Origin of the sequence: Maridesulfovibrio sp. (assembly GCF_965230075.1) — a bacterium.
In the GTDB taxonomy this organism is placed as follows: Bacteria; Desulfobacterota; Desulfovibrionia; order Desulfovibrionales; family Desulfovibrionaceae; genus Maridesulfovibrio.
In genome coordinates, this window is the sequence record NZ_OZ245945.1 from 3,664,311 (window position 1) to 3,689,265 (window position 24,955).

The 24,955-nt window shown below is 47.9% G+C and carries 21 protein-coding genes and 5 tRNA genes; 13 read left to right on the plus strand and 13 right to left on the minus strand.

Annotated features, from left to right (window positions below):
* Positions 1–84: 84 nt before the first annotated feature.
* The 5 genes from ACO05Z_RS16630 to ACO05Z_RS16650 all read right to left on the minus strand — a co-directional run bounded on the left by ACO05Z_RS16630 (position 85) and on the right by ACO05Z_RS16650 (position 5,629).
* Positions 85–954, minus strand: a complete 870-nt coding sequence (locus ACO05Z_RS16630) for an RluA family pseudouridine synthase (RefSeq protein WP_421903303.1) — start codon at positions 952–954, stop codon at positions 85–87.
* Positions 955–2,256: a TRAP transporter large permease gene (locus ACO05Z_RS16635; RefSeq protein ID WP_421903304.1), complete on the minus strand. Its 1,302-nt coding sequence runs from the start codon at positions 2,254–2,256 to the stop codon at positions 955–957. It lies immediately after the preceding gene.
* A gap of 4 nt (positions 2,257–2,260) precedes the next feature.
* A complete protein-coding gene (locus ACO05Z_RS16640) occupies positions 2,261–2,758 on the minus strand; it encodes a TRAP transporter small permease (protein WP_421903305.1) in 498 nt (165 codons plus the stop codon).
* Between the two features lie 63 nt (positions 2,759–2,821).
* Complete coding sequence (locus tag ACO05Z_RS16645) at positions 2,822–3,841, minus strand: TRAP transporter substrate-binding protein (RefSeq protein ID WP_421903306.1); 1,020 nt, start codon at positions 3,839–3,841, stop codon at positions 2,822–2,824.
* A 138-nt stretch (positions 3,842–3,979) separates the two neighbouring features.
* On the minus strand, positions 3,980–5,629 hold the full coding sequence (locus ACO05Z_RS16650; protein WP_421903307.1) for an FG-GAP-like repeat-containing protein: 1,650 nt from the start codon (positions 5,627–5,629) through the stop codon (positions 3,980–3,982).
* Between the two features lie 376 nt (positions 5,630–6,005).
* On the opposite strand from ACO05Z_RS16650, the gene ACO05Z_RS16655 reads away from it, so the two are divergent.
* The 4 genes from ACO05Z_RS16655 to ACO05Z_RS16670 all read left to right on the plus strand — a co-directional run bounded on the left by ACO05Z_RS16655 (position 6,006) and on the right by ACO05Z_RS16670 (position 8,386).
* Complete coding sequence (locus tag ACO05Z_RS16655; protein WP_421903308.1) at positions 6,006–7,262, plus strand: RsmB/NOP family class I SAM-dependent RNA methyltransferase; 1,257 nt, start codon at positions 6,006–6,008, stop codon at positions 7,260–7,262.
* Between the two features lie 22 nt (positions 7,263–7,284).
* A complete protein-coding gene (locus ACO05Z_RS16660) occupies positions 7,285–8,061 on the plus strand; it encodes a class I fructose-bisphosphate aldolase (protein WP_421903309.1) in 777 nt (258 codons plus the stop codon).
* Between the two features lie 131 nt (positions 8,062–8,192).
* Positions 8,193–8,268: transfer RNA gene (locus ACO05Z_RS16665), tRNA-Val, on the plus strand.
* 41 nt (positions 8,269–8,309) lie between these two features.
* Positions 8,310–8,386: transfer RNA gene (locus ACO05Z_RS16670), tRNA-Asp, on the plus strand.
* A 49-nt stretch (positions 8,387–8,435) separates the two neighbouring features.
* On the opposite strand, the gene ACO05Z_RS16675 is transcribed toward ACO05Z_RS16670, so the two are convergent.
* From ACO05Z_RS16675 to ACO05Z_RS16695, 5 genes are all read right to left on the minus strand, one after another.
* Positions 8,436–8,993 (minus strand): DUF6691 family protein, encoded by a 558-nt coding sequence (locus ACO05Z_RS16675; RefSeq protein WP_421903310.1) that lies wholly within the window; start codon positions 8,991–8,993, stop codon positions 8,436–8,438.
* 1 nt (position 8,994) lies between these two features.
* The gene (locus ACO05Z_RS16680) at positions 8,995–9,579 is read right to left on the minus strand and encodes a YeeE/YedE thiosulfate transporter family protein (protein WP_421903311.1); all 585 of its coding nucleotides are present in this window, start codon (positions 9,577–9,579) and stop codon (positions 8,995–8,997) included.
* Positions 9,580–9,773: 194 nt separating this feature from the next.
* On the minus strand, positions 9,774–10,658 hold the full coding sequence (locus ACO05Z_RS16685) for a DUF4198 domain-containing protein (protein ID WP_421903312.1): 885 nt from the start codon (positions 10,656–10,658) through the stop codon (positions 9,774–9,776).
* Positions 10,659–10,694: 36 nt separating this feature from the next.
* The gene (locus ACO05Z_RS16690; RefSeq protein WP_421903313.1) at positions 10,695–12,764 is read right to left on the minus strand and encodes a TonB-dependent receptor; all 2,070 of its coding nucleotides are present in this window, start codon (positions 12,762–12,764) and stop codon (positions 10,695–10,697) included.
* 152 nt (positions 12,765–12,916) lie between these two features.
* A complete protein-coding gene (locus ACO05Z_RS16695) occupies positions 12,917–13,846 on the minus strand; it encodes a helix-turn-helix transcriptional regulator (protein WP_421903314.1) in 930 nt (309 codons plus the stop codon).
* A 272-nt stretch (positions 13,847–14,118) separates the two neighbouring features.
* On the opposite strand from ACO05Z_RS16695, the gene ACO05Z_RS16700 reads away from it, so the two are divergent.
* The 3 genes from ACO05Z_RS16700 to ACO05Z_RS16710 all read left to right on the plus strand — a co-directional run bounded on the left by ACO05Z_RS16700 (position 14,119) and on the right by ACO05Z_RS16710 (position 16,855).
* On the plus strand, positions 14,119–15,072 hold the full coding sequence (locus tag ACO05Z_RS16700; protein WP_421903315.1) for an L-lactate dehydrogenase: 954 nt from the start codon (positions 14,119–14,121) through the stop codon (positions 15,070–15,072).
* 171 nt (positions 15,073–15,243) lie between these two features.
* Positions 15,244–15,320 (plus strand) — tRNA-Asp (locus ACO05Z_RS16705).
* A gap of 170 nt (positions 15,321–15,490) precedes the next feature.
* Positions 15,491–16,855 (plus strand): serine hydrolase domain-containing protein, encoded by a 1,365-nt coding sequence (locus ACO05Z_RS16710; protein ID WP_421903316.1) that lies wholly within the window; start codon positions 15,491–15,493, stop codon positions 16,853–16,855.
* Between the two features lie 111 nt (positions 16,856–16,966).
* Here the strand turns inward: ACO05Z_RS16710 and ACO05Z_RS16715 are convergent, their stop codons facing one another.
* Positions 16,967–17,782 (minus strand): arylamine N-acetyltransferase family protein, encoded by an 816-nt coding sequence (locus ACO05Z_RS16715; protein ID WP_421903317.1) that lies wholly within the window; start codon positions 17,780–17,782, stop codon positions 16,967–16,969.
* A gap of 153 nt (positions 17,783–17,935) precedes the next feature.
* Between ACO05Z_RS16715 and ACO05Z_RS16720 the strand changes: the two genes are divergently transcribed.
* Together ACO05Z_RS16720 and ACO05Z_RS16725 are read left to right on the plus strand one after the other, a co-directional pair.
* Complete coding sequence (locus tag ACO05Z_RS16720; RefSeq protein WP_421903318.1) at positions 17,936–18,721, plus strand: substrate-binding periplasmic protein; 786 nt, start codon at positions 17,936–17,938, stop codon at positions 18,719–18,721.
* Positions 18,722–18,954: 233 nt separating this feature from the next.
* Positions 18,955–19,473, plus strand: coding sequence for a DUF2087 domain-containing protein (locus tag ACO05Z_RS16725; RefSeq protein ID WP_421903319.1), 519 nt, complete (start codon positions 18,955–18,957; stop codon positions 19,471–19,473).
* Between the two features lie 68 nt (positions 19,474–19,541).
* Here ACO05Z_RS16725 and ACO05Z_RS16730 read toward each other — a convergent pair whose 3' ends face one another.
* Together ACO05Z_RS16730 and ACO05Z_RS16735 are read right to left on the minus strand one after the other, a co-directional pair.
* Entirely contained in the window at positions 19,542–21,650 is a 2,109-nt protein-coding gene (locus ACO05Z_RS16730) for a heavy metal translocating P-type ATPase (protein ID WP_421903320.1), read from the minus strand.
* 168 nt (positions 21,651–21,818) lie between these two features.
* Positions 21,819–22,889, minus strand: a complete 1,071-nt coding sequence (locus ACO05Z_RS16735; protein ID WP_421903321.1) for a class I SAM-dependent methyltransferase — start codon at positions 22,887–22,889, stop codon at positions 21,819–21,821.
* A 208-nt stretch (positions 22,890–23,097) separates the two neighbouring features.
* Here ACO05Z_RS16735 and ACO05Z_RS16740 point away from each other — a divergent pair, with 208 nt between their 5' ends.
* The 4 genes from ACO05Z_RS16740 to ACO05Z_RS16755 all read left to right on the plus strand — a co-directional run bounded on the left by ACO05Z_RS16740 (position 23,098) and on the right by ACO05Z_RS16755 (position 24,869).
* Positions 23,098–24,243 (plus strand): sensor histidine kinase, encoded by a 1,146-nt coding sequence (locus ACO05Z_RS16740; RefSeq protein WP_421903322.1) that lies wholly within the window; start codon positions 23,098–23,100, stop codon positions 24,241–24,243.
* 3 nt (positions 24,244–24,246) lie between these two features.
* A complete protein-coding gene (locus tag ACO05Z_RS16745) occupies positions 24,247–24,603 on the plus strand; it encodes an STAS/SEC14 domain-containing protein (protein WP_421903323.1) in 357 nt (118 codons plus the stop codon).
* Positions 24,604–24,674: 71 nt separating this feature from the next.
* Positions 24,675–24,750: transfer RNA gene (locus ACO05Z_RS16750), tRNA-Val, on the plus strand.
* 42 nt (positions 24,751–24,792) lie between these two features.
* Positions 24,793–24,869 (plus strand) — tRNA-Asp (locus tag ACO05Z_RS16755).
* The last annotated feature ends 86 nt before the right edge of the window (positions 24,870–24,955 follow it).

Consider the following 24,955-nt stretch of genomic DNA (forward strand, 5'->3'; position numbering starts at 1 on the left):
GCCAAAAGACACAAAAAAAGACAGCTGAAGTTAATTCAACTGTCTCAAAATGCAGGCTAAATCACCTGATAATTTTAGCCGTATTTAACGGAAATAATGATCAGAAATGTCAGGTAGGCCATCCCAGTCAGGCGGGCAGCAGGCCGTAAACCACGGGGTCTCGATGCGCAGGCAATGGAGTTTCATCATTCCCTTCTGCCCACCGTACTTCACATCACCCAGAATAGGAAAGCCTCGTGACGAAAGCTGAACCCTGATCTGGTGGGTTCGTCCGGTATGCAACTTAACCACCAGCATTGAAGACTTTTTTCCTACCCTTATTGGACAGACAGAACTCAAAGCATCCTTACCGGAACCGACAACGACCTTCTCACGCCCCTTGGGACCACGCTTCTCCATCTTGTCTCGCAACTTGATCCAATTCCCATAACCCCAATGTCCTTCAACCTCTGCAAGATAAAACTTACCGCCCTCACCATGCTCAGCAAAGAAATCAGATAAATTCTTCTGACCCTGATGAGATTTCCCACACAGAATAACGCCTGAAGTATCTCGGTCCAACCTGTGAGCCGGAGCTGGTTTGTAAGGGGCATCCGCGAACATGGAAAGTAGACGGTCAGCCACAGAATCATCATGCCCGCTACCGCCCTGAGTAGGCAGTCCCGCAGGCTTGCACACAGCCAGATAATTCTCGTCTTCGTAAATGACGGGCAATGCCGGGAGCTTTTTATGCTGCGGAGTTTCCTCTGCCTTATACGGAGGGATACGCACAGTCTGCCCTTCCTTGACCAGATCAAAAGGCTTGCAGCGCCCTTTATCCACACGAACATTACCTTTGCGAATCCAGCGCATAATAGCCGAGCGTGGCACCGCACCATCCACACGCCGTTCCAGAAAACGGACCAATTTCTGTCCTGCTTCGGCTTTGGTTACCTGTACAAATTCAGCGGCCATCTAAAGTAAACTTGGTAAGAAAGTAACTGTTGCCGGGACCGCAAGCATAAGCGCAACCAGCATAACGTAAGCGATCATAAAATAACTTACGCCCAGAAAGACCCGGTCAATGGAAACATCCTCGGCCATGGAGGCGACAATAAATGTAGTCACCCCGACCGGAGGTGTGATGGCTCCGAGAGTGGTCACGATGGTGATCAGAACCCCGAACCAGACCGGATCGTAACCCATGGCACTGACAATGGGAAAAAAGATGGGAATGGTGATTAAGAGCAGGGCCAAGGCATCCATAACCATACCGCCGATAATATAGATCACGCAGATCAGCAGAATGATCACTGTGGGCGGAATGGGCAGCGCGGCAACAAAGTTAGCAGCCTCGAACGGAATACGAGTCACAGCCAGAAAACGCCCGAAGATAACCGCGCCGAGCATGACCACCATGATCATACAGGAAACCTTAAGAGTATCGCTGACTGCTGCTGCAAAGCGCTTAAAAGTCATCTCCCGTGAAACAATGCTGATCAGCAGTGCAAAAGCCGAACCTGCGGCACCGGCCTCAGTGGGAGTGAACCAACCGGCGAAAAGCCCGCCCATGACCAGCACGAAAAGGATGATCATCTCAATGGAACCGGGCAGCGAAGCCAGCTTTTCCTTGAAAGAAACTTCAGTTCCTGCCGGCCCCCAGTCAGGATGAGCTACACACATCATGTAAACAGTAAACAGGAAAAGTGCGCACAGCAGTACTCCGGGGATAACCCCGCCCATGAACAGCCTGCTGATGGATTCCCCGGTCTGGAGGCCGATAATGATCAACACAACACTGGGGGGGATAACAACGCCGAGTGTGGCCCCGGCTGCAACTGAACCGGTGGAAAGAATGGGGTTGTACTTAAACTTCTTCATTTCCGGCAGGGCCACGGTGGACATGGTCGCGGCAGTGGCGGTGTTCGATCCGCAAATAGCCGCAAACCCGGCACAGGCCATGACCGTTGCCATAGCAATACCGCCACGGATATGGCCCATCCATGCATAAGCGGACTTGTAGAGACGTTCATTGACCCCGGAATAAAAACAAATCTGCCCCATAAGGATGAACAAAGGGATGACTGTCAGGCCATAGGACGAAAAGACATTCCAGATTTCAGTTCCCAGCATCCCGTAAGCAGCCTTGAGATTCAAGACCTTGGCAAAGCCGATAAACCCGATAATGCCCATGGCAAAACCCACGGGTACACGCAAGACAAGAATAACCAGCAGCAGGCAGAAAACGCCCACAATTCCAACAGTAATCGGTTCCATAATATTAAGCGGGTTTAAGCGGTTCCTTGCCGCGCAGAATACGAAGAATATCAAGCATGATCACGAAAGCCATAGCCAGACAGCCGAAGGCCACAGCAAATACAAAGGGATAAAAATGAATGCCTAAGGTTTCGGATACTTCCTCAAGATCATAGAGAAACATGCCCCATTTGTAGGTCTCATTGGCGCAAAAAATAAAAAACACGCAGGAGACCGCACTGGACAAAGCATCCAGTACAACCTGCACCTGAGTGGGGAAATGGCGGAACAAAAGTCCTACCGCAATATGGCTGCGGTGCAGCTGCGAAAATCCAAGGGAGAACCCGGCAGTAACCGCGCCGAGAAAGCCCATCAATTCAAAGGTCCCCTTAACCGGAACCCAGACAGCCCGCGAAACCATATTCGCACAGGCCAGCAAAATCATCAGGGTCAATGCCGCCCCGGCAATCACTGCCAAACCACGGCATATCCAAACTGCTGTTTTTTCGAGATATTCAATCATAATTTTATCAAGAGTCTTCCCGTTACTACAACAGGAAGACTCTATGGTCATATATTCAATAAATTATTTACCTTCATACTTAACGCGAAGTTCTTCCACGTCGGAAAGTACTGCTGCGCCGTCAACACCTTTGTCAGCTGCTTTCTTCTTCCAATCTTCGATGAGCGGCAGGGTCTTGTCCTTAATGGCCTGCATGTCTGCGTCGGACATCTTGATCATCTCAATGGAGTACTTGTCTTTGGCCCAGGCGAGGGAACGCTTTACATGTTCATCCATGTATTTTCCGGTCCATTCAGCCTGTTCACGGCCAAGGTCGTTGAGCACTTTTTTGACATCATCAGGCAGTGAATTCCAAGAGTTCATGTTCATGATAATGGCAAAGGGGTAGACCGCAGTATTGGTTTCGGTCTCATAACGGCATATTTCAGCAAAATTCAAGTCCTTGAGAACCTCAAAAGAGGAAAAGAGTCCTTTAACCACACCCTTCTGCAATGCTTCGGGAGTAGCAGACATGGGCATGGAAACCGGAGTCGCACCAAGGGATTCAAGGATCTTGGAGAGGATACCGGAAGCGCGGACTTCAAGGCCCTTAAGATCGTTAAGATTACGAACCGGAACCTTCGTCATGATGTTTGAAGGTGCGGAAGTAAACATGGTCAGCACCTTGAAACGCTTAAATTCTTTTGGCTGGTACTTGGTATAAATATCCCAGAGAGCAAGACTGGCGGAAGTGGAGGTGGTGAACCCAAGAGGAAGCTCAAATGCTGAACAAAGCGGAAAAACCCCCGGATGATAGGCAAGACTCACACAACCTATATCAGCCTGTCCCTGCATTACGCCGCGCAGGGTATTCTTGGCACCGAGAAGAGTTGAACCGGGATAAGTCTGAACCTGAACTTTACCGGCTGTTCTCTTTTCAACTTCCTGTTTCCAACGCTCCATCTGGACACAGGGAAAAGTTTTAGCGGGCGGAAAGTTGGCATAACTGAGGCCGATATCAGCCGCAGAAACAACAGAAGCACTAAAAAGTGCCGCACACAACATGAATACTGCAAGCAACCCGGCAGTTTTTCCGGTTCTCATCACACTTCCTCCATTGTAAGGACTTACTTTTTTGATTGAGCAACGAAGCAGGGCAAGGCAACTTCGCCGAAAAAGGATGGTGGTTTATATCATAAAAAGGGCCCCCCGCAAAGAAGCGGGAGGCCCGGACGGTCTTAACTATTGGCCCATATTAAGTTCGTAGGCCATAACCAGAGTCTTCCGGTGCTTGATGCCCAGAGCTCCAGGAAAGGTGTTCAAAATGCAATACAATTCATCAGCCCCGTCGTTGTCGATATCGGCAACACCGTAGCTGCTCACTGTTCCTTTGATTCTACGGGTCTTCCACGCGAGGTTCAGGCCAACGCCATCCCAGAATTCAGCATGAATTTCACCCTGAGAAAAAGTTTTGTAGTTTGAAAAGATCTGGCCGGCTACGGAAAGGTCTTTATTCAACAAAACTTCCTTTTTGTGGGGGTCGGAGATGGAAACAATAGCAACAGGCATGGGGATATAGTAATTATGCTCCATGCGTTCGCTCTTCTTCTCTTCATTAAATCCCCGGGCTTTTGAAACAGTGTCGATCGCTACAGCAGCAGAGTTGTAGCTGTTAGTACTTTCGTAAACAGGCTCAAGGCTCTTGTCGTAAAGGTTGATACGTCCATGTTTATTCAGGACAAGAACCTTATAGTCGCCATCCTTGAGCGGAAGGTAAGTCAAGTTAAATACGTTACTGAATTCAGGAGCTTTAAGGTTACGGATCGGGAGCAGAGCACCATTGGAGAATGAGTACTCAACGAGATCCTTGGAGTAAAAGGTCCTGTGCGGATCAAAACGCTGACCAACAAGAGTTTCAGTAAAGTTCGGGGGAGTTTTAATTACAGAAAGAAAGTTCTTATTGCGATCAAGCAGCACTTTCGGAGTCTTATCCTTGAATGAAAGGATATAAGAATAAGGTTTCCTGTTCATTTCAGTACAAAGGACGACTTCGTAGACTCCATCCCTGTCCAAATCAATCGCACTGATCCGCAAGCCGGATGCACGCTTATTGTATGGGTAGCTGACAACTTCCTTCAGGTGCTGGCCGTTGATAGCCATAACCTTCACGTCACTATCAGACAGGACAACCAGATCTTTCTTACCATCACCGGTTACATCCTCTACAAATCCGCCAAGGTTGACGAACTTCATGGTCTGGCTGCGCCAGCGGCCCGGTGTTTCTGTTCCACCCTGATATCTGAACTGGGGGTTGATAGTACTTTCAAGAACTTTGCCCGCCCCTGCAGCAGTAACAAACTCAGGGTTTACAGGGCTGTCAGGACGTGATTCTTCACGTTTTTTCTCTTCTTCACTCTTTTTCTGGCTGCCCGGTTTTTCAAAAAGCTGGCCTTTGATATCTTTGGCAATACCGTCAATTGCGGGAATAAGTCCGGAAATTGTTGTCTCGGCACTTTTGGTCCATGAGTGGCCCTCAGCATTGATCATACGTACATCAACAGAAGCCTGCTTACCTACAATAACCACGGACCCAAGAGCAATGTAATCAACACCAAGAGATTGAACTTTCTTAACTTCTTCAACCTTATCCTTTGGTTTATCCGCTTCTTTCAAGTCAGCAGAACCAGCCATGGGCTCAAAGTGCCCGGTCCAGTTCAAGCGGGAAGTCAGCATGGTCTGAACACCGCGGCTCAGGTATTTGTACTGGGAAGGGCCGTTGATTTCAAAAGGGTAAACCGCATAAGTGCGGGCATCACTGGCAAAGGCCGCAGTTGCAGCCAGCATGGTAACGGCGACAATGAAAAAAATCATCAAACGTCGAAACGACATCATTAATCCTCCAGACTAAAATTTACAGTCAATATATGTTGTGATTACAAAATATTATCCATTAAGAATAACACACCGGAATACATCATGGCGGCAGCCGGTCCTGCCTAATTTTCAAAAACGGGTTAATCGCTTGTAGCAGCTAATGCAACGGTACGCAAAGTCAAAGATATGGAGGCCCGCACGATACACTTGTCAAACGTCCATTGCTGTTTTATCTCTCTGGCTCCTGTTTATAAGGGTTTTTAAAGTTTTTTTACCCTGGCCTGTCTTCCTTAAGTTATATCAGGCCATAATTTTACATTATTTTACTTTTTCTTGCGGCCCCCTACTCCTGGTCTTCTCAAACTCTCACACCCTCGACCGCAACATACTTTATATGAATACAGATTTAAGAACATTCAGACTGGTCTGCTCTCCCAAGGATGTGGAAGTAGTGGAGGAACTACTCCGTGCGCAGGGCTTTGAATTCAGGCCGGAACCTTTCTATTCCATGGCCCGTATTCTGGAAAAGGAACCTTTTCCGCTGGGTGAATCCGTAGCTGCAAGGTTCGGACGGATTTACATTCAGGACCGCTCTTCCATGCTACCTCCGCTCATGCTGGCCCCGGAAGAAGGTGATGTAGTGCTTGATATGTGCGCTGCCCCCGGAAGCAAGACCGGTTTGCTGGCCCGCTTGGTAGGAAGAGACGGATTTGTCCTTGCCAGCGAACCTTCCAGTGATCGTCTGGCCCTGCTGCGCCAGAATCTGCGCAAGGTACAAGCCGTGAATACCGCAACAGTGCACTACGAATCCCAGAAGCTACCCTTGCCCTCGTCCAGTTGGAAAACCATCCAGCTCGACCCGCCATGCAGCGGCTGGGGTACGCTGAATAAAAACCCCAAGGCTATGGAAGTGTGGAAGGGTGAGAAAACCATCCCGCTGGTAAACCTGCAACGCAAGCTGCTAGGTAAAGCATACGAGCTGCTAGCTCCCGGCGGAAGGTTGGTCTACTCCACCTGCACTACTAACGTACAGGAAAACGAGGAGCAGACCCGTTTCGCCACCGAAGAGCTGGGCTTTGAAATGTTCGATCTCCCGCGCCCCGAAGGCTTCACCATTGCCGACCCGCTCCTGCCCAACATGGACGGGGTGCTGCGGGTGGACGGTTCCGGTGGCGGGCAGGGATTCTATCTTTGCGGGCTGCGCAAACCCGGCGATGAAGAAGCTCAAATCCCGGACACCTGCAATCCCCCGGGCAAGAAGGTCAATCTCAAAAAAACCGAAATCCCCGGATCAGTGGACCTTTCCGCCTTGCCCGAAGGAGAAATTTACGAATTTAAAGGCAAGGCCATGTTCCTGAACAAGCATGCCCTTGAAAGACTGCCCAAGGAACTGCGCTGGCAGGGTTTCCACATAGGCAAACTCAACCGGGATAAGTTCAAACCGGACCCGTTTGCACGCTGCCTGCTGCCTGAAAAACCCGACAGTTCGGCATTGGTCATTGAAAAGCCGCAGGACATAGCAAACCTGCTGGCAGGGCAAAGCCTTCCCGCCCCGGCAAAGGGCAAAGGCCCTGTCGGACTTTATTATAAAGATATGCTGCTCGGATTCACCGGAAAGAAAGGAACCCGGTTTATCTGGACAGACAAGTAAGAACATAAGGATCAATAAGATAATGAACGGAACTCACCGCCGCCTGAAAAGGCTTTTTGATAAAGAAAGCGGAAACGCCCTGATTCTGGCCCTCGACCACGGTGCCAATGAAGGCATGATTGAAGGACTCGGCTCCATCCAGTCCATCCTTGAGTCCCTGCCCGCATCCGGTGTGCAGGGAGTCATCCTCAATAAGGGTCTGGCCATGCATTACGGCCACCTCGTGCCGTCGGACGTCAACCTGATCATCCAGCTCAATGCCGGAACAAGGCACGGCTCGCCTTCTTACAACAAAAACATCGTCTGCTCCATTTCCGAAGCCCTGCGCCTTGGGGCGGATGCTGTTTCCATGCACGTGAACATCGGCAATGAACTGGAAGACCGCATGCTGGTGGACCTCGGTGAAATCACCGACGAAGCTCACCAGCTTGGTATCCCGGTACTGGCAACTGTCCTCGCCAGAGGCAGCCAGATCGTAAACGAACATGATTCCAGCCTAGTAGCGCACTGTATCCGCATCGGCGCGGAACTGGGACCGGATATCGTAGCCGTACCCTACCCCAACAACGGGGATACCTTCATGAAAGCTGTAGCCGCCAGCCCGATTCCGGTTCTGGTCACCGGAGGCCCCCTGGGCCAGAATGTGGAAGGTGCTCTGAACAACACAGAAGAGGGTCTGGAATCAGGTTGCAAGGGCTGTTGCATCGGCAGAAACATCTTCCAGACTGAGAACCCCATTGAAAGCATGGAAAAGTTCGCAGAAATTGCGCATAAAAACTCAAACATTTCAAACGATTAAAATTTATTTTAAATATATTCAAAAAATCGTTTGACAAAACAGGCCGACATCGGCAGTATCCCTCTTCGTGGACGGGGGGCAAACAGAATGAACGCAAACATTCAAGCCACTTACAAATCCACACCGACAGTGGGCGGATAGCTCAGTTGGGAGAGCATCGGCCTTACAAGCCGAGGGTCACAGGTTCGAGCCCTGTTCCGCCTACCACTTGTCAATTAGCGCTGCTTAACGCGCTTTTAGATATATGCGGAGCCGTAGTTAAGCTGGTTATAACGCCGGCCTGTCACGCCGGAGGCCGCGAGTTCGAGTCTCGTCGGCTCCGCCACTTTTCGCGGAGAAGCCATCAATCGAAAGATTGGTGGCTTTTTCTGTTTCTACTCCACGACCTTCTCAGGAAGCACCAAAGCAATAGCAATAAATAAACCTGCTGTCCCACCAGCGATTGCTAATCCGGGAAAAGATACCAGCATTGCTCCATATTTGCTTCCGGTTACAGCTAGAGTCACCTTGCCGCCAAGACTGGAAAACAAGAACGAATCCTTAATTGATCCATATACGAGCGTGTAGATAAATGCACCGACCAACCCACCAATGATGAATACCTGTGCGTCTTTTCTCCCTGCTCCGGCAGCAACAACTCCGGTACCGGGGCAGAATCCTGAAATGGCCCAACCAAGGCCCAATATTAACCCACCGACGACAACTCCCACGTAAGCGTCTTTAACGCTGAGGTGGGAACTGTCAGCAATTCCAAAAACAAGAAGCACAAAAAGCAACAAGCTACTCACCCCAATGCCGAGGAGAATCGCCTTCATTAAATGTAGGTCCCTAAACCTGAGCATATTGATAATCTTCTGGGGATTAGCGGCTCCTACCTTTTGCAGCACAAAACCAAAGGCCATCCCGAGAATAACAGCCATGACAATACTCATGCTAATCTCTCCCCTTGTAGAAAATTATGGCAACAGGCATCGCAACCGCAAAAGTACCGAGCGCAAACAGATAGCCGCTTAAGGAAGTCTGCATCATACCGCTCATCATATGCCCACTGGTACACCCCCCGGCAAGACGCGCACCGAATAGTACCAAGACACCGCCCACAAAGGCATATACATATCTCTTGATATCCGAATCCCCGAAACGCTCACGCCAGACAGGCGGTGCAACCATATCCGCTTCAACATCCTTCTCGCTCTGCATTCTGCGGGCTATAAGGCCGCCTGCGACCATGGCCAGAACAAAAATGAAGCTGTAGTTAATCGGATTGGCGACGCTTTTAGCGTACTTTCCGCCACTTTTATTCAGGTAGGCATTAGGACTGGCGTAACCGCTTTTGGCAGAATTATCTTCGACTACCACTTGATCAGAAACAGCATTCCAAAGAATCCCGTCCAGAATTACAAACTGGGTCGAAACCCCGATGGGTTTTACAAAAAGAACTGCCAGCAAAAACATTATCCCCAGTGCAATACCACTGGTCTGCCAATTCCACTGACTTTGAAAAAGAATATTTTTCATCACTCATCCTCCAATGACACTATTATCGACTACTGAACTAGTTATCAAAAAAAGCTGCCCGAGAGAATGATTGATGGCGCAAAGATATTGTACTTTTACATCTCAAGTAATTTTTTATGGAAAACAGATAGGGGGAAGCACAGGACAAGAAAGAACTCCTGCCCTGTGCTCTTAGTTCGTCATAAGCGACTACATCACTTCACAGAGAATGTCATAGTAGCCGCATGGTAAGCCTGATCGGCTTTACCCACCAAAGCTTTAAGCGGACCGTCTTTCGTAATCTCATCCTTGTGCTTCACAACAACGCGCCACTGACCGGGGCTCTGGACCCGGAATTGAGCTTTTCCCTTAACAATTGCCGAAAACAAGGAAAAACCTTCGCCCTGTCCGAAACTGCTGCTTGACGCGGTAATAAATTCCGCGCTGTTGGCAGAATTATTCAAGGGAGTGCCGTGATAAAGAACCTTGACTTCCACCATATCGCCGATCCGGACATTGCTAAGATCAGTCTTCGGTATTATTTCAAGCCCGTGTCCGAGCGGTTCAGGTTCCTGCCAACTGCCCACAGTAAAAAAGGACTTTGCCGAGGCCTCGTATTTGACCGACATCAGCACTTTTTTAATATCTTTAAGCTCATCTTTAGGTTTGAGCTTCATCCGTTTCCTGCCTTTCGTGTCTATATACTTCGTATAAAAGGCCGGACGGGACATAGCAGCAAGCTGATAAACACCGGGGGTGCCTTCTTTCTCAAGGGAGATTCTCTGCACACCAATGTCACCCGGAAAAACAGAATAATTTCTGTTGGAAACAAAAGGCTTACTCTCCTTCAAAGGAGGATTGTATAATTGCACGGTCTTCCCGGCAGGATCAGTGATAGTGAAGGCGGAGACATTAACTCGGCCGTTGGGAGAATTGAGTATGTCATCAAGAGGCAGGGCGTGCCCCCATCCAAGAGATACGATGGCATGTCCCGGGGAATGGACGTTTGATTCAAAGCAATTAACCCAGAGCGTATGAGCCAGAGCACCGGTCGGCTGTGCCACCAGAAACAGGCCCAACAATATTTGAAGAAATTTCATAAATTATCCTTATAACAGCTTAATCTCTAGTTCTTTTTAAAAACGTAATGACAGGTTCAGGCCGACTTCGCGCGGATCACTGTAAAGAGTGTACATCCCACCGTAATAACCTTCAGCGTCATGTCTGACGTCAAATATGTTCTTGCAATACAGGTAGATGTCCATAGTCTCGCCTTCATACCCGACCTTTGCGTTTACGAGCTGGTATGCATCGCGGGAATAGCGATTAGCCTTGTCCAGATACATTTTCCCGTACCCGACAACATCCATTCGTGAAATGAATCCATTTTCCATGCGGTATTGCGCACCGACATTGAAGGTGTATTCCGGAGCAAAGGGACTTTTATTGCCATCATAACTCACGCCATCTTCAGTGAAATCATCGAATTCAACGTTGGAATACCCAAAGCTGGCATCAAGACTCAGGGTCTTGGTGATCAGTGCCTGCATTTCCAACTCCAATCCGTAGCCGATGCCTTTAGCTGAATTGGAAATATCGAGACGCATGGGCGGATACCCCTCGTAGACCTGCATATTCTGGATATCCATGTAGTAAGCAGCACCATTAAGAATCAGCCTGTCATCCAACCAACGGGATTTAGCCCCTACTTCATATGACCATAATTCCTCGGACTTATATTCGATCTTGCCTGGGTCAACATAGTTGTAGTTGATACCTCCGGAACGGAATCCTTTCGAAGCTGAGGCATACCCCATGAGATTTGGCTGGAACTGATACTCCAAAGATAATTTTGGAGCGATGTTATCCCAAGAGCCATCCTGCTTTTCGCCGGTCTCTCTATTTTTAAAATCGGTCTGCTGCACCTCGTAACGCAATCCGCCGATGGCACTGAGCTTTGTGGTAATAGGGATAGTGGCCTGCCCGAAGACGGCATAAGAATACTTATCCACATCCTGATTGCGCGGGCCACCACTGGCTATTTCCCGGATATTGATACTGTCATTATCGGCATACAGCCCCATGAGCCACTTCCATCCGGAATTTTCGTAGTTCAAACGCAGTTCTTCAGAAAAGGTACGGTAATCATTATCGAAATCCCTCCAAAGCATATCGACGGAGGTAAGATCAATGTCCACAGCCCTGTTGTCGTTAAAAAACCTATGCGTGGTTGTGGATGTGAATGTCAGATGATCACTGAAGTCGTAAGTTACTTTCAGGGCCTGATTGGACTCTGAAGATCTACCATACCCCTCATGATCCGATGAAACTTTCCGGTCGCCGGGAACGGTCGGCAGCATAGCGGACCACCATTCGGGATTGGGCCCCATCCTGAACGCACCGTTATCATACTGGATATGGGACGCGATAAGGCGTAATTCCAAATCTTCTCTAGGGGTCCAGCGCAATTGTCCCTTTCCATAAAGGTATTGCTCATCGTCCACAGGATCGCCGGAAACGGTATGCTCAACGAACCCGTCGTCCCTGAAAAACTGTCCTGCAAAGCCAAAAAACAACTCATCCTGCAGGATAGGTCCACTCAAATTGAAAGAGGCAGATTTTTTCCTGTAACCAACGTCTGTAGATACTTTACCGCGGTAGTCGTTGCCCGGAAGACGAGTAATAATGTTTATGGCGCCGACCTCTGTATTCTTACCGTACAAGGTTCCCTGCGGGCCACGCAAAACCTCAATCCTTTCGATATCCAAAAGGTTGTTGGAGTAACCAACAGTTGATGATACCGGGATACCGTCAATGAACAAACCAGTAGATACCGATAAACTTTCGGCATCAGCGTGAATGCCTCGCATGCTCGGACTGCTCACACCAGGAGGGCCATCGTTGAAAATCATCAAGTTAGGCACATAGTCGCTAAGCTCTGTAAGATCGTCGATTTTCTTGTCTTCGATGCTCATTTCATCGAACACAGTAATAGCCATAGGGACTTTTTGGACCTCTTCTTCCTGCTTATTCGCGGTGACCGTTACCGGTGCAAGGACCATCTCATTCTTATCCTTTTCCGCGGCAGTTTTTTCATCCTTATCCTGTCCGATAGCCGGGACTGCGAGCAACAGCAGAGCCATGGTGACCGAAGTGATAAGCACCTTCAGTCTGCTGGGTGCCCGCAGCTGATCATTGTCTTTCATAAGTACTCCTCATCGTGGCCGGAGAAATTCCGCATGATCATACAAAGTTCGATTCATACGGGGCGGCCAATATGGGAGGAACGCTAGAAAGATTGTAGAAAAGAGGCTGGCACTTTCTTCTATTTTTATTGCACTATCGTCCGAAAATTAGTTCAAGAGAGAAGTTTTTTACGGTATTCCCCCGGCAATTCCCCATAACGTTTCTTAAACGCCTTTGTGAAATATCCTGAACTGGAATAGCCCACCGCAAAAGCTATCTCCGTAATACTCATGGTGCTTTCAAGAAGATATTGCTTAGCAATATCGAGACGGAAGTCACGTTGGTATTCAAAGGGAGTCATGCCATAAACTATTCTAAATTTTTCATGCAACTTCGAACGGCACATCCCCACTGCACGGGCGATTTGCTCAAGGCTTTTGGGATCCTCCAGATCTTCCGTCAAAAGACCTGCTGCGTAACCAACTCCTTCAACGTCATTAGAGGGGAGCGAGATCCGCTCCTGAAGGGAACATAACCCAAGCTGTTCAAATTTATAGGTCAGCAGTTCCATTGCCTTACTTTCAATAAAAAACTCACGACTAATTCCTTGATAAGGGCATGCAAAAATCTGCGGTAAAATTGCCCTCATCCCGGGAGTAAGCGGAGACATTATATGAGTTGGGCTGCTGCTCCGTACTTCCAAATGACGAGGCAAATCTTGTGTGTAATGTTCGATGTATTTATAGAGTAAATCCCTAGGCACCATCAGGCAGACCCGGCGTATGCGACCCTTTTCAATCGTTTCAGTAAAATCCGACACCGCAGGGAACCAACTAAAATGACTCAGTCCAGAATGAAGCCCAACGTTAGAATTCCAACCTGCAGGATTTAGTTCCATATTTCCAGATAAGCTGAATCCGATAGCTATCGTTTCAGGCGGAGGGGTAAAAGAAATGGAGACTGGTTCGTCCAGCATGCAATCTATTGTGGCCAGAGTGATACCGGATTGCAGCGGAATAAAGCGGACAAAACCTTTATCTGAATTACTTACGTTGCGCTCTTCTCCTATTTCGGAAGAATTGCCAATTTGATACACATCCATCACAGGTCTCCAAATCTATTAATAGTCTAAATTTATTGGTTAATACCCCTCAGACTCTATTCTAAGGTGGATGGGTCATACTTTTAACACAACTGAAATTGATAATCAAATTCTATAGACTTAAACAATAATTCAGCCATATATCCTTAACCATCTAACCCTACTCATCAATTTTAAGCATGCTTTTTCCCTGTAATTAAAGTACACTGTTTTCTAATCTGAAAACTTTTGACCCGTTTTTTGTTTCACAAAACAACACAAGAGATTTGAATATGAAAACAAGAAGAACAAAATTAGCCTTGATTGGAACCGGGATGGTTGGCGCAGCTTTCGCCTATGCTTTGAGCCTGAAACGACTGGTCAATGAACTGGTGCTGGTGGATCTTGATCAGGCCCGCGCAGAGGGTGAGGCCATGGACCTGCGCCATGGATTACCGCTGATCGGTCCCATGGAGATCATAGCCGGAGGATACGAGGATTGCGCGGATGCCGACATCGTAGTCATCACAGCCGGAGCAAACCAGAAACCGGGCCAGACGCGTCTGGACCTGCTTAAAATCAACGCCAAGATTGTTTCCGATATTGCGAATAAAATACTTAAACTTGGTGGAGAGCCGATAATCATCGTGGCATCCAATCCTGTGGACGTGCTAACCCTCGACCTGCTTAAAACAACTAGACTACCTAAGGGCAAGATCATCGGTTCCGGCACCGTGCTGGACAGCTCCCGCTTCCGCCTGATTCTGGCTGAGCGCCTTGATGTAGATGTACGTAGCGTACATGCCCACATTATTGGCGAGCACGGAGACTCTGAGCTTGCGGTCTGGAGTCAGGCCAATGTGTCCTGCGTGCCGCTGGAGAGATTCTTTGCCCAGCGCAACGTACCTTTTAACCGCGAAATCCGTGATGAAATCCTGAACAAGGTCCGTCGGGCCGCATACGAAGTCATTGACCGCAAGGGCGCAACCTCCAACGCCATCGGTGTGGCCCTTTGCCGTATTGTGGAAGCCATCATCAAAGACGAAAAAAGCGTACTTACCGTTTCAACCTGCGTAGCCGGACTGCACAACCTCCCGGAGGTCTGCCTTGCCATGCCTTGTGTCATCGGTGAGAACGGAGTTGAAACAGTGCTGGAAACCCTGCTTGATAAGGAAGAATATGAAACTTTGCACCAATCAGCCAATGTGCTGCTGAGCCACGCTCGCGATATAGGCATTATTGGCTAGAACATAAAAATAAAAACTCTTTAATCTAGGCAAGTTAAACAAGAAAAAACCTACATTGCGTAAAATTATAAAACTTTTTGATCTTTATAATTGCGAGCAGCCACGGTTTTACATAGAATCTTCTTCACGAAAGCGCACTTAAGCGTCGCTTAACACGCTTAATATATATGCGGAGCCGTAGTTAAGCTGGTTATAACGCCGGCCTGTCACGCCGGAGGCCGCGAGTTCGAGTCTCGTCGGCTCCGCCACTTTTCGCGGAGAAGCCATCAATCGAAAGATTGGTGGCTTTTTCTTTTTCCCTAATAGAATTCAGTCACATTCAGATTTATTTAATCTAATAGCGGTTGTAATACGGCACTCATCTGGTGTAGAAATGTTTTGTTTTTCTAATCTTTCGAACTAATGAGGACCGGGTATCATGAATAAGATATTACGAATTGTGATCCTTATGTCTGCTATGCTTGCGGCAGGCGTAGTATATTGTTTTGCTCAGGAGTCTACACTTGAGAAAAGTTTAGCGAAGGCAGGGGCAAAAGTAACTATGCCTGTATCTGCAGCGAAAAATCCCTTTCCAAAAGATTTCGTAAAACAAGCTCGCGACAGCTTTGATAGCTTTCATGCTCAGATGGGCGGGGACCATACCTTATATTACCTCCTGAATTGGCCTGCACTTACTCCAACTGACCTTTCCATGCCCAATATCGCATACATGCCTTTAAAATACGCTCTAGATGACAGGATTGGAAAGATCACCGTCAAAACTGACAGTGCTGGTGAAATAACTCTCGATCAGTATGCCAAAAAAGAAGTATTCAGACTTCAGGGTATGCTCTTGTTGCATAAGGGAAAGATTGTCTACGAAACATACCCCGGTATGTCTCCTGTAGATATCCATTGGTGGGCTTCTGCATCTAAGACAATTGTTGGCTTAGTCGGAACTATGCTGATTGAAGAAGAAAAATTAAATCCCAAAGCCCCTGTTACTAAATATGTTAAGGAGCTCGCTGGATCTGCTTGGGAAAAAGTGAGGGTGATTGACTTGCTTAATCACACTGCAGGACTTGATATTGAAGAGACGAATTCATCAATTTTGAATCGTCAATCCATGATCGTAAGATTTTTTTATTCATCCATTGGCACACCAAATCGAGACGTTGAGCTAGAAGATTGGATGCAGGTTGTGCGTGAAGCAAAACCCCTCAAAGAAGAAAAACCGGGGGAAAGATTCCGCTACTCTTCAATCAACACTCAAATACTTGGGCAGGTAATTGAAGATGTTACAGGGCTTCGCTGGAGCGACGTTGTTGAACAGAGAATTTGGGGGAAAATGGGTGCGCGTATGCCGTTGTTTACTAACCTTACACCGGACGGCAGAGCTCTGACCATGGCGATAATGTCCTCAACTCTTCAGGACATGGCTAGGTTCGGAGCTTTGTTTACGCCTAGCTGGAATGCTGTTGCACATGAAAAAGTTGTTACCGCAGAAGTTCTAAAACGCATCCGTGAAGGCGGTGATCCTAAAGCGTTTGCAGGAGGAGCAAAAGAGAACCAGTCAATAGGATTATTTGGCGAAAAACCCATTAAAGGATCACACCAATTCGATTTCATCTTTGAAGATGGCGCCATGTATAAGCACGGCAACACAGGACAAGGTATTTATATCGACCCGGACCGTGATTTTGTGGGTGTCTATTTCTCTTCAGCTCCTTATGTTCCTCCATATGGAGAAATTAAAGCTCCGGCGTATATACGCGCGGCAGCCAGAATGCTAGCAGGACATTAATATTGAGGGGGAAACATGAGATTCTCCCCCCAATGTCTCGTCGGCTCCGCCACTTTTCGCGGAGAAGCCATCAATCGAAAGATTGGTGGCTTTTTCTTTGCCCTTACAAAACTACCCGTCTTCCTTTTCTCTTGAGATAGGTCTCAGCTCCTCATAAGTGGCATCCAGTTCTATCCCGAAATACTTTTTCAGGGCATCCAGATATCCTTGGCCTTCTGGAAGCTCTACGACCTGCTCCTCATCTCCCTGTATCAATTTAAGCCTGTAGTTGAATAAGGCGGCCCATCCATCGGCAAACGGCAGGGCTGCGGATCGTGATGTTGTAAAAAACGAATTCGGGCTTGTGGAGGTATAATGGTTACCGTAAGCGATATCCGCCTTGCATACATACTCCATGTCGAAACTATAAAGATTCTTCCAGTAATCCTGCTCGCGCTTTTGAACCATTGTCCCGAACTCGGCTCCGTCTATCAAACGGAATGATTGTCCGTGAAACTCCTGAACAGTATCCAGCTCCAGAAGCAAAGGACCAAGCGGACCATCCTTTCCAAATCCCACATCAGCAATCCAGTTACGCCCACCAACTTTAACAAGTGATATTTGATGCCCGCGCCCGGAAGGCACTCCCGTCAAGTGCACCCTTCCCAGAAGAGGACGGGCTTCAAATCCTAAAGCATGGAGCGCCATGAGAAACAAACCATTTAATTCAAAACAGTATCCACCACGCGACCGGCACACTAGTTTTTCAAACAGTTTAGATGGATCAAGATCAATGCCGCGTCCCAGCTGGATATCAAAATTCTCTACGGGAATTGAACATAATTGCGCCTGATGCAGGATTCGTAAGCCTTTTGCCGTGCTTGAGATATTATCCGGCAGATGCAGGCGCTCCCGATACAACCCTAGATCGAAGTCAAATTCGGACATATTACCCTCCTACTGAAAATTGTCCTCACACCACAGAACGCTATTATCTTAAAAATAAAGACCCATGTAATAAATATCAACTAGTGATTATACTATTTTTGCGACCGCATATTTGCTAGACTGAATGTTCATTTTACACTCAGGAGACCGAAAATGTTTACCGAGTACTTAAGCAAACGTTTGTACCCATCTATCATATTCTGCCTGTTGGCTGTGGGCGCCATAAGCAGCTATTTCCCAAGCTTTGCCTCTGCGGGGCAAAAGATCAATGTCTGGTGCTACTATTGCGACCCACCGTTTGCTATCGGCACTAACGAAGGATTGAAACAAGACTTTGTGACTTTATTAAATGAAGAAGCAAAAGGAGAATTCTCATTTGAACTACTCTCCATGTCCCGAAAAAGACTCGACCTTTTCCTCTCAGAAGGAAAATCGGGCATTATTTTATTTGTCAGTCCCATCTGGATGAAAGAACAAGGTAAGGCCAAATTTGTGTGGAGTCCGCCGATACTTCATGACCGCAATGAAATTGTTTCACGCAGGGATAATCCTGTTGACTACTTAGGCCCTAAATCGGTTTATGGACTTACTATGGCTGGTGTTTTCGGACATAAATACAAAGGACTGGATGAAGCCATTGCCCAAGGCAAAATTACACGCAAGGATGCGGCATCCATGGACTTGAACCTGCGCACAGTAGTGGAAAATCGAGGCAAGGATTTCACAACAATACCCAATTCCGTTTTAGGGTACCTGCTTCACAAATATAATTATGAAGACAGAGTATATATATCCCCAGCCCCCCTGACCAAATATACTCGCCATATCTTGCTGAACAACCCTGACCCACGATTGAAAAAATTTATATTTGATTTTACCTCAACCCTTGAAAACAACAAAGAATGGAAGAAGATCAAAGATAAGTACAAGCTTCAATAGCTCCAAGGATTGTCTTATCCACAAATATATACCGTCCTTTTTCTTATTGCCTCCACCTCCCCGCTACTGTACCTTGAATCCCGGTCAGCAGTTCACCAAGGCGCCGTCACCCCTTTTGGGGAGCTAAACCTGCTACAAATTAATTCCATTCGACACTTATCCCGTGCCGAGTCGGAAGGACGGCCACCGGCAATCCCATTTTTATGCGGTAGGCACGAAAACAAGGATAAGCCATGTCACGCACACAACTCCCACTCATCATTAACGATGTATCCGCTTTGTCGCGCATCCTGCGCAGACAGCTGGAAGAGGCAGAATGCATTCCCAGCCATGTGGAAATGCTCAATCTGCTGGCCAAGGCCGGAGGTTACAAAAACTTCCAGCACCTCAAAGCTGAGCAGACAACACCTGGCAAACAAGAGCTACCTAACCTCGACCTGAAACGGTTACAAAAAGCTGTCCGCTATTTCGATCTCAACGGACAACTCTACCGCTGGCCCAAGAAATACAACCAGCGCATCCTCTGCTTATGGATACTCTGGTCGCGTCTGCCAGCACGCACGGCTTTAACAGAGCTGGAACTGGATGAACAATTGATTCTGAACCACTCTTTTTGCGACCACACCATGCTACGACGCTGGCTGGTGGATGAGGGACTGGTTTCACGCACTGCTGATGGAAGCGAATATAAACGTGTTGAATCCCGGCCTCCCCATGAGGCTGTGGAGCTGATCAGACAGATCAACAAATAAAAAAAGGGTGCCGGACTCAATTGTCGGCACCCTTTCATTTTAACTCCTTACGTAGACAACGATTATATTTAGCTACCCTCAAGCCTACCTGCGCTGAGGACAGAATAGCCCATCAGCCCGAAGGTGTTCAGGTTATGGAGCACGGTAGCTGCCAGCGGGGCAAGAGCTCCCGCAGAAGCTAGGGCAAGCAGGCAGGTATTGACCAGCGCCCCCTGACGATAACAATGGTCTAAAATCCTGTGCTGACGCAGTGCAATACGTCGGGCAATGCAGAGCGACCGCAAATCGTTATTCAAGATCACTCCCTGTGCGCTCAAACGGGCCAGCTCTCCACCATGCCCCATGCAGATTCCCAGATCGGCTTCAACAAAGGCCGGGGCATCATTTACCCCATCCCCTACAACAGCCACAGATCGGCCCTGTTTTTTCAAATCACGTACAATGCGAGCCTTGTCTTCAGGAGTCAGTTCCCAATGGAGTTCATCAATTCCTGCAAGCCGGGACTCAAACTGACGGGCAGTCTTGCGGTGATCCCCGGTCAGTACTACCACCTTTTGTATACCCATACACTTTAGATCGGCTAAGACATCTCCCGCTTCAGGCCGCAGAGAATCACGCATTCCGATAAGGCCCCGCACTTCTCCATCCTGAGCTACATACAAAACAATCTTACCTTCTTCCCGCAGAATATCAGCGCGGCGGTCCGGCTCAGAGCAATCTAAAATATTCTCAAGAACAAAGCCCCTATTCCCCACCAACGATTTCCGACCATCAGCCATGGCACTAACCCCGCGGGAAACCACAAATTCAACATCACTGACCGGACTAAGTTCAAGGTTACAGGAGCAAGCTTCTTCCACCACAGCCTTGGCCAGCGGATGCTCATAATGTTGCTCAATGCGTGCGGCAAGGCAAAGCACAGCCTCGGCGCTCAAGTCACCGAACGAAACCACATCAGTAACCTTCATCCGGTTTCTGGTCAGTGTGCCGGTTTTATCGAAAACAACGGTATCCACTTTCGCAAGAGCATCGAGAGCCTGTCCCCCGGTCAGTAACATGCCGGAACGTCCGGCAGCATAAATGCTGCTTTTCACGGAAAAACAAGCCGGAAACTTCACCGAGCAGACATAATCTATAGAGGCCATGGATGCAGTGCGGGAAAGATCTCCAGTCAAAGCGTAAGTTGCACCACTGAGTCCTATTGTTACCGGAACCAGCTTATCGGCAAGTTGGTCGCCCTTAAGTTCAGGCAGAGACTTATCTTGAATGGTTCGCTCAAGGAAATGATTAAGCCGGGACATGGATGTTTCGGAACCGACCTTATCCGCCCGGACCCGGATACGCCCACTTTCAACAACTGAACCGGAAACAGCAAGACTTCCTTCTTCCAAGCAGACAGGGAGAGACTCCCCGGTGATCATACTTTTATTAACCACTGCAGAACCACCAACAACTCGCCCGTCAACCGCCACCAATTCTCCGGTCCCGAAGACCGCAATGTCGCCGATGCACACAGCATCAAAAGGAATCTCCACTTCAACACCGGTCCGCTCAACCCAGACCTCTTTTTTCCTGCTGCGCAACAGGCTGACCAGCAGGTCGTTGGATCGGCGGTCATTACACTGCTTCAGGAAATCCCCAAATAGACGCATGAAACCGATTACCGCTACAGCAGTATAATTTTTCAAGACAAAACAAAGAGCCACACTGAAAGCATCGAGAGATTTGGCACTTATGCCGTGATTGAATAAATTTTTTATCCCGTCCCAAAGAATTGGAAGCCCCACTATCATGGCCATATGCAACTTCATTAGCGGTGGGAGAACCGGGGTAGCAAGGGCCACCAGCAAGTGCCCTCCCACTGCACTACAGGTAATTGGCTCTACCCTATTTTTGTCCGCAACAAAGGCCTCAGCAGGCAGGGTGTTCAGGATATGAACAATCTGTCCGTAGATATCTTTCATACCATCATGACGGACAATCAGGCTCCCGGCTTTGCTATTGAAACGTACCCGTACAATTCCCGGCGAAGACGCCAGATAGGCCTCAACATAGTCCGGGTTCAGAGCCAGCTTCCTGAATAAACTGCTGCGCAGGCGTATGCGTCCGGGTATGCAATGCATGACACGCAAGTCTTCTTCCTGAAAAAACTGGCGTGCTGTAACCATCTGATTCATTTATATACTCCCGGGCAAAGCACATTCACATACTGCTTTTTACCCGTATGAATTGATTTTTAGAAAAGTCAAAACAAATAAGAATGACTTTCAAATTCAAAATCAGCAATAAATAAGATCACCCAGAGTGTCAATGAATCAAAAGAGGCTCACTACGAGCCTCTATTTCTATTTAATGCAGAGGTAATGGCTGTTAAAACCATCCTCGGGAATATCATTCACCTCTACCCGGCTGAACCCGGCCTCCCGGCACATAGAAACAGCTTTTTCCCGGCCCCACATCATGCCCAGCCCAGTTCCACCGTCCACCAGCCCAACAGGCATGCAGTGCATCAGGCTTACCGTATAAAGAAAAGCTCCCATGGGATGCTCCATGTTTCCACTGACCGAAGAACTGGCTTTGATGTCGATCATGGAAAAGACACCACCGGGCTTGAGCATCTTATGAATATTGCTCAAAGCATCAAAAGGGCGAGTCTGATCATGAATGGAATCGAAGGCGGTAATGTAATCAAATTGATCCGGATCAATATGAACCCCGGCAGCATCCTCAAGCTTGAAAACAACATTCTTCAATCCCAATTCAGCAACCCGCTTCCGCCCGTTATCCAGAGACTCTTCTGAAATATCAGTCCCCGTAAATTGCGAAGCCGGAAAAGCCTGCGCCATGACCTCCAGGGCCACCCCCTCGGCGCAACCTATGTCACACACTGAAATACCGTTTTCCATGCGCCGGACCATCTCTCCATCCAAGACCGAAGGCAAAAAAGTCTGCACTAATACATCGCGATGTTTGGCATCGGCCAACTGCTCCATGAATGAATAAAATTTAGGGTAGCGTTCATAAGGTATGCCCACACCGCTCTTAATTCCGTCAAGCACACCTTTCCTTGCGCAATCTGTCAGCAGAGGGATTTCCTGCGTATAAACTCCAAGGTTTGAATTCCCTCCGGAAAGACAGAGAAAGGGAACATATTCCTCAGGCAACTCAAAAAGTTCCTGCTCCCCGGTATGAACCTCAACGATGCCACCGCAAACCATTACTCCCAGCCACTCACGCAAATATCGCTCGCTTACTCCAACCTCACTGGCAATGACTTTACAAGAAGCAGGGCCATCCATTGCGGCAAGAGCTTCAAACAGTCCAGCCTCATAGCCGATGCCCATAGCCAGATTCAGTGCCCCGTAATTCAAAATATCGCACATTTTTTTGCTGAACATCTCAGCCTTATCACTCATTTGGGAATCTCCGCGTAAATATATTCTTTTCCTTGAAGTCTCTATATTATTTCAATAAAAAGCAACTTTAAACTAGTCTCCTTTGATAAATAAGGAAAGACACCGCACAGTTGAAACCAAATGGTTCATGTTTGCATAAAGCGGAAAATGAGCTATTACACTTATACAACCAATCCACTCTTTAACCGATAGAATTATGAGGTTCTGCATGACTCTGCCCACTGACTTTGCACCTGCCGAAAGGACTCCCTTGCCGGAGCTTCAGGAGCTGGCAGACATCATACAAAAGAATTCAATGGTCACTGCGTTCCATGCAGTTCCTGTCCCTTTGCTGATCATAAACACAAACCGCCAGACTGTATTTTGCAATTCAGTATTTCAATCTATGGCCAAAAGCCAAAGTTCGCACGAAACAGTGGGACTCCGCCCGGGAGAAGCATTAGGTTGCATTCACGCTGTTGCCCATCAAGGCGGATGCGGAACGAGCAAATTCTGTCGTGACTGCGGGGCCGCAGCTTCAATCATAAAATCCCTTGAAGGAAATGCCCACACTGAGGAATGTCGCATTTTAAGGGAATCCGCTGACTTCAATGAAGCATTGGATCTGCAGGTTTTCACCTCGCCGTTTAAATATGAAGATTACGACCTTATCATTTTTACTGTGCTCGACATCAGCCACGAAAAAAGACGAAAGAATCTCGAGCACCTGTTTTTCCATGACATTTTAAATCTTGCCACAGGATTGCGGTATGCATCGCAAATGCTCTGCCGTAGTTCCGCATCATCTCGAGTACACGAGCAATGCCTCAAGATGGACAACACTATCTCGCAGATGACTGAAGAAATTCAAGCTCAGAGAGATCTCAGCAGGGCCGAAGCAGGAAGCCTGAGAATTTCCATCAAACCGACATCCTGTAAAGGCACACTCAGAAAAGTATGGGATATGTACAGCAGCCATCCGCTCTGCGCTGATCGCCGGATACACATAGAAGAATTCGACGACTTCTATTTCAGTACGGACCCGACAATTTTGATCAGGTCTTTGGGAAACATGGTCAAAAACGCCCTCGAAGCTTCCGAACCGGGAGAAACAATCACGATAGGTTGCCAAAAGGAAAACGGGAAGGTCCGTTTCTGGGGCCACAATAACTATTTCATACCGGAAAAAAGACAGCGGCAGATCTTCAAACGCTCATTCTCCACCAAGGGAGAAGGCAGAGGATTGGGTACTTACAGCATGAAACTGCTGGTGGAAAAACATCTCAACGGAGAAGTATGGTTTGAATCCAGCCCCGAAAAAGGGACTGTTTTTTCCATATCACTTCCTGAAAACAGGGAACAAACTGAGGAGTAGAGCATGATTGAAATCATAGAAATCGCCCCTAAAGTTTTGGGCCTTAAGATCGATGGCAAAATTCAAGAAGAAGACATGAGCAACATGATTGCCGTCTGCGAGAAAAAGATGGAGAACATCGATAGGATCGCCGTCTATGTGGAAGTAGTTGAAATGGGTGGAATATCCTTCAGTGCTTTGGTGGAAGACCTGAAATTTGCCCTGCCCAACCTTAAGCGGTTCTCCAAGAAGGCAGTGGTCTCAGATATCAAATGGCATGAGTCGCTGGTCAAGATCGGCGACAAGCTGTTTCCCTCAATTGAAGTCCGCCATTACAGCCCGGAACAAAGGGATGAAGCCCTTGAATGGGTAAAGGAATAACTTTCTGAAACTTTTTTAAAAAAACTTGTTGACAACTTTAGCGAGTATCTTTAGAACTGATTCCTCACTGGGGGCGGATAGCTCAGTTGGGAGAGCATCGGCCTTACAAGCCGAGGGTCACAGGTTCGAGCCCTGTTCCGCCTACCACCTCAGAATTTAAACGTTGCTTAACACGTTTAATATATATGCGGAGCCGTAGTTAAGCTGGTTATAACGCCGGCCTGTCACGCCGGAGGCCGCGAGTTCGAGTCTCGTCGGCTCCGCCACTTTTCGCGGAGAAGCCATCAATCGCAAGATTGGTGGCTTTTTCTGTTTTGGTGCATCAGACACAAAAAAAATTATAAATATAACC